Source organism: Lentzea tibetensis (assembly GCF_007845675.1).
Taxonomy (GTDB): Bacteria; Actinomycetota; Actinomycetes; order Mycobacteriales; family Pseudonocardiaceae; genus Lentzea; species Lentzea tibetensis.
Genome location: NZ_VOBR01000025.1, coordinates 102,938 through 118,301, shown reverse-complemented (window position 1 = coordinate 118,301; position 15,364 = coordinate 102,938). Strand labels below are relative to the sequence as shown.

The 15,364-nt window shown below is 72.2% G+C and carries 17 protein-coding genes; 7 read left to right on the top strand and 10 right to left on the bottom strand.

Going from position 1 to position 15,364, the window contains the following annotated elements:
• Window positions 1-22: 22 nt before the first annotated feature.
• Both FKR81_RS32005 and FKR81_RS32000 read left to right on the top strand, forming a co-directional pair.
• The gene (locus FKR81_RS32005; protein ID WP_146357690.1) at window positions 23-229 is read left to right on the top strand and encodes a hypothetical protein; all 207 of its coding nucleotides are present in this window, start codon (window positions 23-25) and stop codon (window positions 227-229) included.
• A 10-nt stretch (window positions 230-239) separates the two neighbouring features.
• Complete coding sequence (locus FKR81_RS32000; RefSeq protein WP_146357688.1) at window positions 240-1,196, top strand: glycosyltransferase; 957 nt, start codon at window positions 240-242, stop codon at window positions 1,194-1,196.
• Between the two features lie 3 nt (window positions 1,197-1,199).
• Here FKR81_RS32000 and FKR81_RS31995 read toward each other — a convergent pair whose 3' ends face one another.
• Genes FKR81_RS31995 through FKR81_RS31985 form a run of 3 tightly spaced genes read right to left on the bottom strand, consistent with a single transcriptional unit; the run spans window position 1,200 to window position 4,986 of the window.
• Window positions 1,200-1,973 (bottom strand): ANTAR domain-containing protein, encoded by a 774-nt coding sequence (locus tag FKR81_RS31995; RefSeq protein ID WP_146357686.1) that lies wholly within the window; start codon window positions 1,971-1,973, stop codon window positions 1,200-1,202.
• A gap of 13 nt (window positions 1,974-1,986) precedes the next feature.
• Complete coding sequence (locus FKR81_RS31990; RefSeq protein WP_186763290.1) at window positions 1,987-4,620, bottom strand: LuxR C-terminal-related transcriptional regulator; 2,634 nt, start codon at window positions 4,618-4,620, stop codon at window positions 1,987-1,989.
• Window positions 4,621-4,662: 42 nt separating this feature from the next.
• Complete coding sequence (locus FKR81_RS31985; RefSeq protein ID WP_146357682.1) at window positions 4,663-4,986, bottom strand: hypothetical protein; 324 nt, start codon at window positions 4,984-4,986, stop codon at window positions 4,663-4,665.
• Between the two features lie 176 nt (window positions 4,987-5,162).
• On the opposite strand from FKR81_RS31985, the gene FKR81_RS31980 reads away from it, so the two are divergent.
• Genes FKR81_RS31980 through FKR81_RS31965 form a run of 4 tightly spaced genes read left to right on the top strand, consistent with a single transcriptional unit; the run spans window position 5,163 to window position 8,437 of the window.
• Window positions 5,163-6,221: a baeRF2 domain-containing protein gene (locus FKR81_RS31980; RefSeq protein WP_146357680.1), complete on the top strand. Its 1,059-nt coding sequence runs from the start codon at window positions 5,163-5,165 to the stop codon at window positions 6,219-6,221.
• The gene (locus FKR81_RS31975; protein ID WP_146357678.1) at window positions 6,218-7,168 is read left to right on the top strand and encodes a coiled-coil domain-containing protein; all 951 of its coding nucleotides are present in this window, start codon (window positions 6,218-6,220) and stop codon (window positions 7,166-7,168) included. The genes FKR81_RS31980 and FKR81_RS31975 overlap by 4 nt, the downstream gene beginning before the upstream one ends.
• On the top strand, window positions 7,110-7,568 hold the full coding sequence (locus FKR81_RS31970; protein ID WP_146357676.1) for a DUF7144 family membrane protein: 459 nt from the start codon (window positions 7,110-7,112) through the stop codon (window positions 7,566-7,568). The genes FKR81_RS31975 and FKR81_RS31970 overlap by 59 nt, the downstream gene beginning before the upstream one ends.
• A gap of 47 nt (window positions 7,569-7,615) precedes the next feature.
• Entirely contained in the window at window positions 7,616-8,437 is an 822-nt protein-coding gene (locus tag FKR81_RS31965; RefSeq protein ID WP_146357674.1) for a patatin-like phospholipase family protein, read from the top strand.
• Between the two features lie 3 nt (window positions 8,438-8,440).
• On the opposite strand, the gene FKR81_RS31960 is transcribed toward FKR81_RS31965, so the two are convergent.
• A complete protein-coding gene (locus tag FKR81_RS31960; protein ID WP_146357672.1) occupies window positions 8,441-8,716 on the bottom strand; it encodes a hypothetical protein in 276 nt (91 codons plus the stop codon).
• A gap of 113 nt (window positions 8,717-8,829) precedes the next feature.
• The gene (locus FKR81_RS31955; RefSeq protein ID WP_146357670.1) at window positions 8,830-9,336 is read right to left on the bottom strand and encodes a CGNR zinc finger domain-containing protein; all 507 of its coding nucleotides are present in this window, start codon (window positions 9,334-9,336) and stop codon (window positions 8,830-8,832) included.
• A gap of 90 nt (window positions 9,337-9,426) precedes the next feature.
• Here FKR81_RS31955 and FKR81_RS31950 point away from each other — a divergent pair, with 90 nt between their 5' ends.
• Window positions 9,427-10,641, top strand: a complete 1,215-nt coding sequence (locus FKR81_RS31950) for an MFS transporter (protein WP_146357668.1) — start codon at window positions 9,427-9,429, stop codon at window positions 10,639-10,641.
• Here the strand turns inward: FKR81_RS31950 and FKR81_RS31945 are convergent, their stop codons facing one another.
• The 5 genes from FKR81_RS31945 to FKR81_RS31925 form a co-directional block, all read right to left on the bottom strand.
• Window positions 10,642-11,397, bottom strand: coding sequence for an FHA domain-containing protein (locus FKR81_RS31945; RefSeq protein WP_146357666.1), 756 nt, complete (start codon window positions 11,395-11,397; stop codon window positions 10,642-10,644).
• A gap of 96 nt (window positions 11,398-11,493) precedes the next feature.
• A complete protein-coding gene (locus tag FKR81_RS31940) occupies window positions 11,494-12,306 on the bottom strand; it encodes an SAM-dependent methyltransferase (RefSeq protein ID WP_146357664.1) in 813 nt (270 codons plus the stop codon).
• Window positions 12,307-12,374: 68 nt separating this feature from the next.
• On the bottom strand, window positions 12,375-12,947 hold the full coding sequence (locus FKR81_RS31935) for a helix-turn-helix transcriptional regulator (protein ID WP_146357662.1): 573 nt from the start codon (window positions 12,945-12,947) through the stop codon (window positions 12,375-12,377).
• 22 nt (window positions 12,948-12,969) lie between these two features.
• The gene (locus FKR81_RS31930; RefSeq protein ID WP_186763289.1) at window positions 12,970-14,547 is read right to left on the bottom strand and encodes an AfsR/SARP family transcriptional regulator; all 1,578 of its coding nucleotides are present in this window, start codon (window positions 14,545-14,547) and stop codon (window positions 12,970-12,972) included.
• Window positions 14,548-14,630: 83 nt separating this feature from the next.
• A complete protein-coding gene (locus FKR81_RS31925) occupies window positions 14,631-15,299 on the bottom strand; it encodes a CHAP domain-containing protein (RefSeq protein ID WP_146357659.1) in 669 nt (222 codons plus the stop codon).
• Window positions 15,300-15,364 lie beyond the last annotated feature (65 nt).

The window sequence follows — 15,364 nt, the reverse complement described above, 5'->3', positions numbered from 1 at the left end:
CCCGACAACCACACCTCCCCAGGTGGGTGCGGGTCCCATCATGCCCAACGGCGGTGTGCGACCGCGCAACGAGATCCGCGCGCCGGGCGTTGAGGAACCGGACGAGGGGCCTGTGAAGATCGCGTTGGTGCTCGCGCTGTTCGCCTGCTTCGTGACGAACGTGGCCCGCCGCGGCCAGCAGCCCGAACGCGCTGTCCCGCCCAGCGGGGCGCGGACCCGCCGCGCGTAGGTTCGTCGGCATGCGCGTGTTGTTCGCCAGCCTGGCGTCGGTCGGCCACACCTACCCGCTGATCCCGCTCGCGGTCGCCGCGCGCGAGGCCGGGCACGAGGTGCACTTCGCCGCGGGCGAGAACGTGCACGCCCCGCTCGCCGCGAACGGGCTGCGGCCGTTCCGGCCCGCCGACTCGTTCTACGAGATCTACGCCGAGGACCTCGAACCCGAGCTGGCGCGGCTGCGGCCCGACCTCGTCGTGCACGAGTGGGGTCTGCCGGGCGCGGCCGTCGCGGCGCGGCGGGCCGGGATTCCCGGTGTGTGGCACGGGTTCGGACGCATGATCCCCGCCGGCATCGGGCTCGAGCTGCCCGCGCTGGACGTGCCGCACATCGACATCTGCCCGTCTTCGTTGCAGGACGAGAACTTTCTCCCGGCAGTCCGCATCGGACTCCGGCCGGTGCCGTTCTCCCCGCCCGGTGAGCTGCCCGCACTGGGCGCTCCGCTCGTCTACCTGACGCTCGGCACCGCGTTCGGCACGCCGGAACTGCTCGCCACGGCCATCCGGGGCCTGGCGGGTGTGGGACGCGTGGTGGTCGCCGCCGGACGGGTGCCGCTCGCCGAGCTCGGCGACGTGCCGGCGAACGTCACCGTGCACGAGTGGGTGCCGCAGGCGGAACTGCTGCCGCACGCGGACCTGGTCGTGCACCACGGCGGCAGCGGCACCACGCTCGGCGCGCTGGCCGTCGGCGCCCCGCAGCTGGTGCTGCCGCAGGGCGCCGACCAGTTCGCCAACGCGGACGCCGTGTGCGCCGCCGGTGCCGGCCTGCGGCTCGACGACCCGAGCGCGGACGCCATCACCGAGCAGGCCCGGAAGTTGCTGGCGCACAACGGACATCGCGACGCGGCCCGTGCGATCGCGGACGAGATCGCCCGGATGCCCGCGCCGGACGAGGTCGCCCGCCGCCTGCCCGACTTCGCCTAGACCTCAGCCGTTCCTGCTGAGCGCCGACCACAGCTCGACCGCGATCCGCCGGGCCCTGGGGTCGGGAGCGGGTGCGGCCCCCGGTTTCTCACCGGGATCGCCGGCCATCCGCACCAGCTCGGCAGCCAGCGCGTCCGGCCGCACATCAGCCCGCAGCCCGATGTCGTGCAACAACCGTCCGGCGGTGACGGGGTCGGTCCGGCACAGGCTCATGACGATCCCGGTCGCCTGCTGCACGTCGTCGCGTGACTGGAGGATCGCGAGCGCCCGCCCGGTCCGGCGCGGCGGTCCGGTGAACGCGGACGTGGTGACGATGGCGGAGGCCACCAGCCGCTCGTAGCGCGACAGGATGGAAACCGCGCCCGTCCCCGGTGCCTCGGCGAGGTAGGCGGACAGCACGACGACGCTTCCGTTGTCGTGCAACCCAGGGAGCGAGACCACGCCGCGCGTCTCGTGCAGTACCCGTGACTGGTCGGGGAACTGGGTGCAGGCCTGTTTGAGCCGCAGTTCCGGCCATCGCTCGTCGTGCCACAGGTCCTCGCTCACCACCGGGCCGTCCGCTGTCGCGGCCACCCGGATCGGGCCGCGCACCGCGCGCAGCTGGATCTCGTGCAACGTCAGCGAGACGCCGTGCGCCGCGAGCACCACCGGGCTGTGGTGCGGCTGGCGCGGGCGCAGGGCGGCGATGTCCGTGCCGAGCAGGCCCGGCAGGTCGCGCGCCACGCCGCGCACGACCATGCCGAGGAACTCGTCCAGTGAGAAGTGCTGTGCTGTCATGGGTTCTCCCTGATCAGATGAGTCCGCGCTGGCGCGCCACGATCACGGCGTCACGCCGCTGGTTGACGCCGAGCTTGCGGTAGATGCCGCGCAGGTGGGTCTTGACGGTGTTGACGGACACGAAGAGCGAGTCGGCGATCTCCTCAGTCGTCCGCATGGACGGCAGCTCCACCAGCAGGTCCCGCTCGCGGGTCGTCAGCACGTCGGTCGACGTCGTGGACGTGGCGGGCAGGGCGGTCATCGTGGCCGTCGCGAACGGGTCGAGCCTGCCGAACCGGCCCGCGCCGCGGGCCAGCAGATCGCGGATCGGCTTGCCCGCGTTGAGGAACGGGCGGATGGCGTCGATCGGCTCCGCCGCGGCCAGCGCCTGGCAGATGGCGTGGTGCGCCTGCTGCGCGCTGCCCGCCCGGTCGACCAGCGTCGCCTCCACCAGCCACGCGTCGACGACGGTGTTGGCCACCACCGCGCGCAGCTCGCCGGTCAGGATCGGCGCGACGAGCTTGCGCGCCTGACCCGCGCGGGCGTGGTGCATGTGCACGACCGCCCGCAGGAGCGCCGGTTCCGCGCACGTGCCGAGCACCTTGTCCACGTGCTCGGCCATCTCCGCCGCCCACTGCTGCTCGCCGACGTGCAACGCCATCCGTTGCGCGGTTGGCGTCACGAACGCCACCAACGGCGGCGCGACCTGCCGCCGGTCCAGCTCCCGCAAACGTTTCCACATCGCCCCGACGACGGCGTGCGGCTCGTCGGTCTCGCCGAACGTCACGATGGCGTCCAAACAGGACGCGGCCAGTTCGGTCGTGGGATCCGTCCGCCTGGTCAGCACCTCGACCGCCCGTGACGCCAGTGCGCGCGCCTGGTCGTCCTCCATGCGCTGGTACGCGTGGACACCGAGCAACGCGTACGCGAGCGAGCACTCCGGCTTCGACTCCCAGCCGCGTTCCGCGGCGAACTCGAGCGCCGCGGTGGCGCGGTGGTGCATGGCGCGGTGATCACCGCACCCGGTTTCCAGCGCGGCGAGGTGCACCTGGCAGTCCAGCACCGCGTGGTCGAAACCCTCGTGCCGCGCCAGGTCGGACGCGCGCGACAGATCCGCCTCCGCCGTGCGGTGGTCACCGCGCCACAGCGCCGCGATGCCCCGGTTCATCAACGCCGCGCCGTCCAGGTCCGCCGCGCCGGTGCGGCCCGCGGTCGTTCGGCTCAGGTTGCGCAACGACTCGCCGAGGTCGCCGTCGAACCGCGCGCGGTGCACGAGGACCGTGGCGTGCAGCGCGCGGAGCTCGTCCGATCTCAACGGGTGCGCCGACCGGTTCACCTGGTCGAGCAACTGGTCGGCGGTGGCCGGGTCACCGGCGTCGAGCGCGGCCAGCGCGGCGACGAGCCCGATGACCGGCCGGGCGAGCAGGTGGTGCGGCACGGTGGTGAGCAGTTCGTGCAGTCGTTCGCCGCCGCTGCTCAGGATCTCCCGCAGCCCAGCTCCCTCGACGAGCTCGGCCGTCAGCTCACCCTGTTCGGCGTGGATCGCGTGCTCGAGCGCGGCGACGGGCATGCCGCGCTCGGAGTACCAGCGCGCGGCCGTGCGGTGCAGTCCGCGCTGCCGTTTCGGCCACGTGCGGCCCAGCTCGGCCCGCAGGTGGCCGCGCAGGATCGGGTGGAAGCGGTACCACTCGTCGAGCCGGGTCACGAACGAGTTCGTGCGCTCCAACAGGTCCAGCACCTCACCCGCGTTGGGGTGCTCGGACACCGCGGCGGCGAGATCCGCGCTGAGCACGTCGCAGATGCTGGTGGACACCAGGAACCGGCGGACGTCGTCGGGGTGCTGCGCCAGCACCTCCTCGTTGAGGTAGGCGGACGCGATCTCGTCGTGACCGGTGAACAACGGCAGCTCGGCGGGCGACGTCGTCGTGCCCGCCATGGCCATCGCGGCGAACCGCAGCCCGCCGATCCACCCCCCGGTCTGCCGCAGCAGCACACCGATTCCGTCCGGGGTGAGCTGAATTCGCTGCTGTGCGAACAGGGCTTCGGCCTCGGTGCGGGTGAACGCCAGCTCGGTCGTGCCGATCTCGCGCAGCCTTCCCTCCAGCCGGAGGCGGGACAGGTGCAGCCCAGGGGTGAACCGGCCTGCCAGCACCAAGCGCAACCGCTCCGGCAAGTGGCGGACGAGGATGTCCAATGTTCGCAAGACTTCCGCGGCGCGCAGCTCGTGGACGTTGTCGAGCACGAGGCACACCGGCGCGGTCGCGTGGTCGAACGCGGCGACGACGTCCACCGCGAACGCGGGTGCCTGCAACGTCACCGATTCCAGGCGAGCGGGGTCGGTCCACCCACCGCTGAGCAGCAACGCGTCCCGAATGGCCGTCCACAGGTACGCGGGTGTGTTGTCGTGCGCGTCCAGGGTGATCCAGGCGATCCTCGGCGCGTTCTGGCCCCTTGCGCATCGTCTCGCCCATTCCGCGAGCACCGTCGTCTTTCCTGTTCCCGCTGGTCCGCTGACCAATGTCACCGCTGGTGGTGACGCGCCGACCATGTTGTCCAATGTGGATAGCAGTCGATCGCGTGGCACGAGTGGCACGGCCGAGACGGGGACGCGCAGCTTCGACGGCACGACGGGCGACTCGCCGTCAGCTGGCTCCTGGCTGTCGGGCATGTGAGGCATCTCCTGTTTTCGGATCACGATTCTGCGTGGGCGTCAGATGTGCTCCGATAGCAGTGACTCGCGGGACGAACCAGGAGTGGGCGATCCGTTGGCACGCGGGCCATCGGTGGGCGCAACGCCCGAGGGCCGAACCGCGCAGTGTGGCTCTGTCGCGTCGAATGGCTTGGACAGGAACAGGAGTGCGCGGACGAACGGCGCCAGCAACCGCGGCACACCCAGCGGCGCGAGTACGGCCGCGGCGAGCACTCCGGTGTCCGCTTCACACGGATCGTCGTCCGCGGTGGACGCGATGAGCATCAGGGTGAGGCAGACGAGTACGACTCGTCGTGATCTCCGCCGATCGGGTTGCCGGCTCATGTGGTCTGCCTCCTCTGCTGGCCCCGTCGATCGTCTCGGGTGGAGGCGCGCCGCCACTTCCTCCGCGTCGGGCGAGTGACGTCCAGCCGTGGCAGCGAGTTCACCTGAGCTGGGTGACGTCGCGCACGTGATCCGGTCGGCAGTCTGCTGGAGCCCCGTTGAGTGAAGGGAGTCCCATGCCCGTGCGCACAACACCGCTGGTCGGTCTGCGCGACCTCGTGGAGGTCCTGCGTCCGCCGCACCCGGTCGCGTCCGTCTACATAGGATCAGGTCCGGCGAGCGCCTGGCCTGCCCGCTGGCGTCGTCTCGTCGACCAGCTGCGGTGCGACGGCGCGGATCCGGCCACGATCAGGGAGGTCGACCTCGCGCTGCTCGCGGCACCGGCGATCACCCAGGCCGGACGCACCGCCGAGCTCGTCGTGTTCGCAGGTCCAGGCCTGTCCCCGCGGGTGTTCCGCACGCCGGGACTGGGCCACCTGGACCTGGCCTGGTTCACCGCGCCCGCGCACGTGCTGCCGCTGCTGGCGTGGTTCCAGGACCGTCCGCCGTGCGTCGTCGTGGTGGCCGAGCGGTCCGGTGCGGACGTCCACATGGCGCCCGGCGGGAACAACACGATCAGCCGCGCGCAGCTGCGCTTCGGGGAGGAGTCGTGGGAGCGCAACACCAGGACCGTCGCGAAGGCCTGCGAGGCGGCGCTCGCGCAGATCGGCGCGCGCCTGCTGGTGATCGCGGGCGAGCCGGACACGGCGCGGGTGCTGCGCGAAGGACTGACACCCGCGACGCGCGCGAAGGTGACCATCCGGCGGCTGCGCGGCACCCGGACGACCGAGGTGCCGATCGTCTCGCTCGCCTCGTCCAGCGCGCAGCTGTGGACGGCCGAGGTGCTGTCCGACTTCACCGAGCGCTGCCGGGAACGAGGGCTCGGCGTCGAAGGCGCCCACGAGACTTTGGCCGCGCTCTCACGGGGACGGGTGGAGCAGCTGCTGGTGGAGCATCCGGAGGACGTCAGCGCCACCGCGTGGTTCGGCCCTCAGCCGACCGACGTCATCCCCGGCGACCGGGTGCCGCCGTTCGCCTGGTCCGCACGGCATTCCGGTCTGCTGGCTGACGTCGCGGTGCGCGCGGCGCTGCTGAGCGGCGGTCGCGTCCGGGTGGTCTCGCCGGGTGCGCCCGGTGCGCCGGACGGCGGGATCGGCGGGGTGTGCCGGTCGGACCTGGCGGTGGTGCGGCCGTGACCGCCGAGCTGGTGCCGCTGCGGACCGGGTTCGACCTCGCGTGGACCGGATTCCGGCGCGACCAGGTGCGGCACTACGTGCGGCACGTGGAAGAGGAGCTGCGGATCCTGGCCGTGGACAGGGACGCCGCGCGGTCGGAGGCGGCCAGCCTGGTGGCCCAGCTGGAAGGCGCGCGCACGGAGAACCGCCGGTTGCGCGCGCGGATCGACCGCGTGTGCCGCACACCGATCACGGTCGACGGTGCAGGCGAACGTTTGCGGCACATGGTGGATCTCGCGCACGCCGAGGCCGAGGAGGTCGTCGTGCGGGCGCGGGCGCTGGGGGAGCAGAGCTGGCACGCGGCCCGCGTGGCGGAGGCGGGCCTGCGACGCAGGCACTCCTGGCTCGTCGGCGAGGTCGAGGCCAGGCACCGCGAGATGCGCGCCGAGCACGAGGAGCTGATGCGCGAGGCGCACGAGCGGGTCGCCGAGCTGGTCGGCCAGGCGGAGACCAGGCGCCGCGAGCTGGACGAAGAGGCGGCGCGGCAACGGCAACGCGTGCTCGCGGACTTCGAGCTCGCCATGACCACCCGCAGGGCCGAGGCCACCCGCCGGTTGGCGGAACAGGAGTCGGCCGCGCGGGACCGGGTCGCGCGGATGATCGGCGACGCGACACGTCGAGTGGAAATCCTGTGCGAGCACCGGGACCGGGTGGCCGACGTGCTGCGCACCGTGCAGGAACTGCTGACCCGCGCGGCGGGGCACGTTGGGTTGCCGCCGGTTCCCGAGCAGCGCGCCTTCGTTCGTGGCGGAACTGCTGATCCGCGCTGTGCGCCTTCGCCCGCCGCGGATGAAGACCGTCCCGTCGCCGGCGTGGAACGGTTCTGGCCACACCGAAATGGAGGCAGAGATGGTCGAGGAGGAACATCGCCGCAGGAACCAGTGGGACAGCCCGGTTCGCGGTCGTGACGTCACGGCGTGGGTGGGCTGGATCTGGTTCGCGGGCGTCATGATGATCGTCATGGGCTCGTTCAACGCGATCGAGGGCCTGGTCGCGTTGTTCCGCAGCGACGTTTACGTCGCGGCGCCGGGGTCACTGCTCGTGTTCGATCTGACCGGGTGGGGCTGGATCACGCTGCTGCTCGGCGTTCTGGTGGCGCTCGCCGGGATCGCGCTGTTCTCCGGTGCGGCGTGGGCGCGGGTGGTCGCGGTGCTGCTGGCGGTCGTGAACGCGGTCGCGCAGCTGGCGTTCGTCACCGTGCACCCGATCTGGTCGACGATAGTGATCGCACTGTGCGTCGTCGTGATCTGGGCCGTCGTCGTCCACGGCGCGGAGGCCGCCGAGGCGCAGGAGCTGTCCCACCGCTGAAAAACGGCCACTCGCCGTGCACCCGCGTGGCAGCGAATACTGCGGTCATGACGACCGCGTTCGTGCTCGCCGGTGGAGGCAGTCTCGGTGCGGTCGAGGTCGGCATGCTGGCCGCGCTGGAGGACGCGGACGTGCGGCCGGACCTGGTCGTCGGTACCTCGGTCGGTGCGGTGAACGCCGCCTGGCTGGGATCGGGCGCCGCGGTCGGCGGGCTCATCGAGGTGTGGAACTCGTTGTCCCGCAACGACATCTTCCCGATCCGCCCGGTGCGCGGGCTGCTGGGGTTCGTCGGACTGCGCGACCACCTGGTGCCGAACACCGGGCTGCGCAGGCTGCTGCGGCGGAACCTGTCGTACGAGCGCCTGGAGGACGCCGTGATCGGAGTGCACGTGGGTGCGGCCGACGTGCTCTCCGGCGCCGAGGTGCTGCTCTCCACCGGCGACGCGATCGAGGCGGTGCTCGCCAGCACCGCGGTGCCCGGCGTGTTCCCGCCGGTGCTCATCGACGACCGCCACCTGGTCGACGGTGGCGCGGTGAACAACACGCCCGTCTCGCACGCGGTGGCGCTCGGCGCGGACCCGGTGTGGGTGCTGCCGACCGGCTACGCGTGCGCGCTGCCCGCACCGCCGTCCAGCGCGCTGGGGATGGCGTTGCAGGCGTTGACGTTGCTGGTGAACCACCGGCTCGCGCTCGACGTCGAGCGGTACGCCGACGCGGTCACCCTGCGGGTGGTGCCGACGCTGTGCCCGCTGCACACGTCACCCGCGGACTTCAGCCAGTCCCGCGAGCTGATCGACCGGGCGCGGGAGCAGACGCGGGAGTGGCTGGCGGCGGGCGCGGACCCCGTTGGGGCGCACCGGCATTCGTGACGCTCAGGCCGTTTCGAGGGCCGCTTCGAGCAGCCGGGCGACCTCATCGGGGTGCGCGGCCGGGCCCGCCGAGCGCGTGCCGGAGGTCCACCCGAGGTCCTCGCGCCACCGCAGCACGGGGCCGCGGCCGGTCATGAGCTGGCCGCGCATCGGCTCGGCGGGAGAGAGGTCGATGGCGACGGAGTCGACGCTGATGCCGGAGCGGACGAGCTGGTCGACGACCTCGTCGAAGTAGCGGGTCACGCGGATGGCGGAGCAGCGAGCGGCGGTGCGAGGCACGGAATGCCTTCCGTTCGGCGGCGTGTGCCTCCACTGTGCGGGTGCCCGCCGTCCGGCTCCAGGGACCGAGGTCCCGCCGAGGGTCCTTTCCGGACGGCCCACAGGTCCCGTGCTCAGTGGCCCTTCTGCCGGGCCGAGTAGGCCCGCGCCTTCGCCCGGTTCCCGCACACGCGCATGGTGCACCAGCGCCTGCTGTGGTTGCGCGAGACGTCCCAGAACACCCAGCCGCAGGTGTCGTCCGCGCAGCGCTTCAGCCGCTGCGCCTCGCCGGTCACCACGAGCGCCGACCACGCGATCGCCAGTTCGGCCAGCGCGCGGTGCACGGGGGAGAGCGCGGGTGACGGCGTCAGCACGCGGCCGCTGAAGCTCACGAGCACCGGCAACTCGTCGAGCACGCCAGCTTCGGGAACGCCAGCGAGCGCCGCGCGCAGCCCGGTCCGCAGGCCGAGCAGCTTGCCGTGATCGTCATCGCCGAGCCGTACCCGGTCGCCGATCAGGCCACTGGTCCGCAGCCACGTCGTGGCGTCCGCGGCCGTGGCCAGCGCGTCGGTCTCGTCCTCGAGGTCGACGGTGTTGGCGAACGCCTCGACCAGCTTCGCCTCGGCTGAGGGCTCGATCATCTGCTCACCGGCTAATCCGTTTGATGGTTACGTCGGCTATCGTACATCCTGCCGGTAACCGGCTATCGCTTTAGACGGTTTGGGGAGCGAATGACCGCAGTCGTCGACACGACGAGCAGGAACACCGCCGTGCTGGTGGCGTTCACGGCCGTCACGAACCTCGCGGACGGCGTCACCAAGGTGGCGCTGCCGCTGATGGCGACCGCGCTGACCAGCTCACCGCTGCAGATCTCGGGCGTCTCGCTGACGCTGACGCTGCCGTGGCTGCTGGTCGCGCTGCACGTCGGCGTGCTCGTCGACCGGGTCGACCGGCGCGTGCTGCTGTGGGTCGCGAACGGCATGCGCCTCGCGGTCATCGTCGGGCTGCTGTGCGTCGGCGCGCCCAGCCTCGGGCTCCTGTACCTCAGCGGCGCGACGCTCGGCGTCGCCGAGGTGATCGCGCTGACCGCGGCGTCCGCGCTCCTGCCCGACGCCATCGCGCCCGCCGGCCGGGAGCGGGCCAATGCGTGGATGACGGGTGCGGAGACCGTCTGCAACGAGTTCTGCGGTCCGTTCGTCGGCGGTCTGCTCGTCGCGGCCGGTGCGTCGGTCGCGCTCGGTGCCACGGCCGCCGGCTACGTGCTCGGCGTCGTCGTGCTGCTGTTCCTGGTCGGACGGTTCCGCGTGGCACGTGCCACCGCCGAGCCGGTTTCGGTGCACGCGGACATCGCCGAGGGCCTGAAGCTGTTGTGGCGCAACGACGTGCTGCGGCTGATGGCGCTGGTGCTGACCGTGCTGTGCGCGTGCTGGGGCGCGTGGCTGGCGCTGATGCCGCTGGTCGCGACCGGCGCGATGGGGATGGACGCCGAGGGCTACGGCGTGCTGCTCAGCGCGCTGGGCGTCGGCGGGCTGGTCGGGGCGGTGAGCGTGACGACGCTGAACCGGGTGTTCGGGCGGCGTGCCGTCATGTTCGCCGACATCGTCGGCACGCTCGCGATGGTGGCCGTGCCGGTGGTCACCGGGAACCTGGTCGCGGTGGCGTTCGCGGCGTTCCTCGGCGGGCTCGGCGGTACTTTGTGGTCGGTCAACGCGCGCACGATCGCCCAGCAGCTGGTGCCCGCCGAGATGATGGGCCGGTTCACTGCCGCGGCCAAGCTGTTCAGCTGGGGCGCGTTGCCGATCGGTGCGGCGGTCGTCGGACTGCTGGCCGAGTGGTTCGGCTACCGGCTCGCGTTCGGCGTCTTCGCGGTCGCCACCGCGCTGCTGGTCGTCCCGTTCCTGCGGACGTTCACGCCCGCCATGGTGGTGGGCATGGACCGGCGGTGATCAGTACAGCTCGTCGAGCAGTGCGAGATCCGGCGGCACCAGCGTGGTCGACAGCACGAGCTCCTTGAGCAGGTTGTCGTTGAGCGCGTTGCCGACGGGCTCGCCGACCTCCTCGCGCAGCAACCCGTGCACGCCCGCCGCGGAGAGCCGGGCCCGCACGTCCGCGATCATGTGCTCGACCCGCTTGATGCCCCACGTGCTGTCCGGTTGCAGCTCGGCCATCATCTCCGCGACCTGCTGGCGCGCAACCGGTTGCGGGTTCGACTCGTGCAGCAGGTAGCGCCTGCCGAGCGCCACGAGCAGCAGCCGCTCGTCCTCGGTGAGCCGCCACCGCTTCGGCGGCTGCGTCACCGCGCTGTGCCGCATCGCGGGCCTGCCGCCGTCCTCACCGGCCACGTACACCTCCAGCAGGTGCTCGCGGTCGTGGGAGCCGCGGACGAACAGCGGCGAGTAGCCGTCCGGCAGCGGCACCGGCTCCTCGTCCCTGAACAGCAGCCGGGTCTTCGGCAACCGGATCGGCAGCTGCCCGGTGTTGCTGACCCACCAGTGGCCGCTGCGGCGGGTGAGCACGCCGTGCTGGCGGCTGACCCGCAGGTCGGTCTCGCCGACGCAGATGTCCACCTCGGGGCGGTTGCGGCCGAAGCGGATCGTCCTGCCCTCCACCGGGTCCACGCTGATCTGCCCGGTGACGGCGAGCGCGACCACCGCACCCGGTGCGGTGCCGGGCACGCCGCGCGCCAGGCTCTCGTGGTTCATGCCGGCTCCTCTCGAAGTCGCGGTGCCGGACCAGTCTGACCGGGGTCGCGCGGGACCCCTCCCGGACGGTGCTCGGCGGTGCGGCTTCCGAGCCGGCTACGGCTTGCGGCCCACGGCACCGAACCCGTTGAACCGGTGGGCGTCCTCGCCCACGTCGTCCAGCGACTCGGGGTGCCACAGCGGCAGCCGCGTCACGCCGGGTTCGACGAGCTCGAACCCCTCGAAGAACGCCGTGATCTCCGCGCTGCTGCGGAACGACATCTGCGTGACCTGACGGCTGTAGTGCTCACGGGCCTCGCGAGCACCGGCGGACTCGTCCCCGTCCTCGAACCCGCCCTGCGAGATCGCCAGGTAGCTGCCGGACGGCAACCCGTTGCGGTACCCGCCCACGATCTTGCGCGGCTCGTCCGAGTCCGGCACGAAGTGCAGCAGCGCGATCATCAGCACCGCGATCGGCTGGTCGAAGTCGAGCGTCCCGGTCACCTCGGGCGCGCGCAGCACCGAGTCCACGTCGCGGATGTCCTTCTGCACCACGTTGACCTGAGGATGGTCGACGAGGATCGTCCGGCTGTGCGCCACCGCGACGGGGTCGATGTCGACGTAAACGACGCGCGCGTCCGGATCGGTCTGCAGCGCGATCTCGTGGACGTTCCCCACCGTGGGAATGCCGGACCCGAGGTCGAGGAACTGCCGCACCCCGGCCGCGAGCAGGTGGTTCACCACCCGCCGCAGGAAGCTCCGGTTGGTCCGGATCACGTGCCGCAGCTCGGGCATCGTCTCGAGCGCCTTGGCCCCGACCTCCCGGTCGACGGCGAAGTTGTGCGCCCCGCCGAGCCAGTAGTCGTAGATCCGAGCAGGGCTCGGGCTCGTGGCGTCGATGTCCCCAGGTGCCCAGTTCGGCCGGTCCACGTGCTCACCTCGTCCTCGTCAGGATCGGCGGTCTGGACCATCATGGCCCACACCCGTGCGGCCCGCCCTCACCCCGCCTGCTCCATCAGCCAGCCGCGGTCCGCCGCCCGCACACCCGCCTGGAACCTGCTGCGCGCCCCGAGCCGGTCCATCAGCACCGCCACCATGCGCCGCACGGTGCGCACGGACACGCCGAGCCGCGCGGCGGCCGACTCGTCCGTGCTGCCCGTGCACAGCAACGACAACAGCTCGCGTTCGCGCGTGCAGAGCTCAGCCGGGCAGCCGGACTCCAGCGGCACACCGGTCGGCCACACGCGTTCGAACAGCTCGACGGCCGTGGCGACCACGCCGCGCAGCCGCAGCACCGCGACGCCGGACCCGGACGGGAGCAGCGCCAGCGCGCCGTCGACGACCAGCACGTCGGACGGCACGGACGGCACGGTGCGCGCGTCGGCGCCCGCCAGCGCGAGCACCCCCAGGTCGGTGCGCGCGGCGTGCGACAACAGGACGCGGTAGCGCACGCCGCGGCGCAGGTTCAGGTGGTCGACCCGCCGCATCGCGCCCGGCAGGCGGGTCATCACCAGCACCTCGTTCCGCGCGCCCGCGAGCAGGCTGTCGGCCGTTGTGCGGGGTGTGATCATCCTGAACACCTCCGAGACGCGATCACCGCTGAGTGTCGGGCGCCGCGTTCGGGAGGGGTCCCTGCTCGGCGGCCACGCGCCCGGCCTCGCACGGAGGAGGGCGACTGCGGCGCTGGTCGTGCCAGGTGACCGGTGCGGGCAGGCGCGCTGCGGGGACGGCGATCGCGGCGTCGAGATCGCCGGCGGTCAGCTCGTCGAGCAACGCGCGCTGGCCGACCAGCCGGTCGCGCAGCCGGGCGATGATCGGGTCGGAACCGGCGGCCAGCCGACCCGCGACGACGCTCAACGCGAGCGGCAGCCGTCCGCACAACGAGGCGCTCGCCGCGTCCTCACTGCCGGCCGCGTCGAGCAGCATGGTGGCGGCATCGCGTTCGTCCAGCGCGGGAACGACGTGGCGCGCGGCGTCGCGCAACGCCGCCAGCGAGCGCCGGGACGTGATCAGCAGCGTCGAGCCGGGGTAGCCGGGGAGCAGCGGCTGGATCTGCTGCGCGGACGCGGCGTCGTCCAGCAGCACGAGCACACGCCGGGACGCGAGCAACGTCCGGTAGGTGGCCGTCCGCTCGTCCGCATCCGCGGGCACGTCGGACGGAGCGACGCCCAGCGCACGCAGGAAACGGCCGAGCACGTCGAAAGCGGTGGTGTGCGAGAGGTCCGCGTAGAGCTGGCCGCCGGGGTAGCGCGCCGCGAGCTGGTGCGCGACGTGTGCGGCGAGCGCCGACTTGCCCGCACCGTCCGGCCCGCTCAGCACGACCGGGCCGTCGGTGAGGTCGGCGGAGATCTGCTCCACCAGCTCGGCACGTCCACGCAGGTCACGCGGTGCGGGCGGCAGCTGGCGGGGGATCAGGTGCTCGGCGGCGGGCGCGGCGCTGAGCGCGGGGTCCTGGCGCAGGATGCGTTCGTAGAGGTCGCGCACCGGCTGGCCGGGTTCGACGCCCAGTTCCTCGTCGAGCAGCGTGCGCAGCCGGTGGTAGGCGGCGAGCGCGTCGGCCTGGCGGCCGGCGAGGTAGTGGGCGCGCATGAGGTGGGCGACCAGTCCTTCCCGGAACGGGTGCTGCTCGGCCACTGCGCTCACCTCCTCCAGCACGTCGGCGCCGCCGTTCAGGTCGATCTCCAGCCCGAACCGGCGTTCCAGCGCGGTGAGCCGCCGCTCGTCGAGCACGCGGGCCGCGGTCCGCAGCGGCTCGCTGCGCAGGCCGTTCAACGCGGGGCCGCGCCACAGCGCGAGCGCGTGGCACAGCTCGACCAGTGCGTCGGGGCCGGTCAGGTGCTGGGCGGTGGCGAGGCGCTGCTCGAACGCGCTGACGTCCGACCAGCAGTCGGTCAGGTCGAGCAGGAAGCCGGGGCCGCCGGCGGTGATCACGCTCGCCGGTGCGCCCTGTGCGACGAGGTCGCGGCGCAGCTCGGTCGTGGTGTTGCGGATCTGCCGGGCCGCGGTGGCGGGCGGGTCCAGCTCCCACACCGCATCGACCAGCTGGTCGACGGTGACCACGCGCCCCGCGTTGAGCACCAGCGACGCGAGGATCTTCTGCTTGCGGGGACCCCGCGGCGTGCACAGGCCGTCTGCCTGCACTTCCAGCGAACCGAGTACCCGAAACCGCACGGTCGCGGACCGTAGCAGCGGCGATGCACAGACGGTGCACACGTGATGCACACCGCCTGCACCCTCCCCTTGTGCGTTGCTGCCTACAGGCTGCGGAACCCGCGGAACGTCTTGTCGCTCATCGTGCCGCCCATGTTCCGCCAGTAGCCGCTGTGCTCGACGATCTTCTCGCCGCCCTCGTTGCCGCCGATCCACGTGATCGCACGGGTCGAGGTGTTCACGTACGTGACGATCGCGACGTGGCCGCCGCCCGCGCCCCGGTTCGTCCACACGATCGCGTCACCGGCCTTCGGGAGCGCCCCAGCCGCGCTGAACGCGTGGAAGCGGCTGCCGTTGAGCCAGTTCTGCGAGCCGGGGTAGCCCGACGGCACGGCCGGGTTGGGGTTCGCGCCGCCCAGCGTCCACATGAAGCGGACGAAGTGGCCGCACCACTCGTCACCGTTGTAGCCGTTGTAGATGTTGCAGTTGGCGTTCGACCCGTTGCGGCTCAGGTTGTTCGACCGCGGCGAGGTCTTGTGCGGCACGCTCTGGTAGATCGTCGCGCCACTCGTGCACGACGTCTTGAACCCCCGCGGGTTCGTGAGGTTCCAGTTGGCCGCGTTGACGATCTGCGCGCGGGTCGGCACCGGCTTGGCCGCCTCGTCGGCCTGTGCGGTCGTTCCGGCGAATCCCGCGGTGACGGTGAGCGCCGCCAGAGTCAGCGTCAGTCCCGTGGCGAGTTTGCGAACCAGTGAAGAGGCCTTGGCATGCATTCCGATTTCCTTTCCGAGCTGTCCTGGCAGAAGGCTGGCAGTGGCGGGGTTCGCGTCGCTACGAG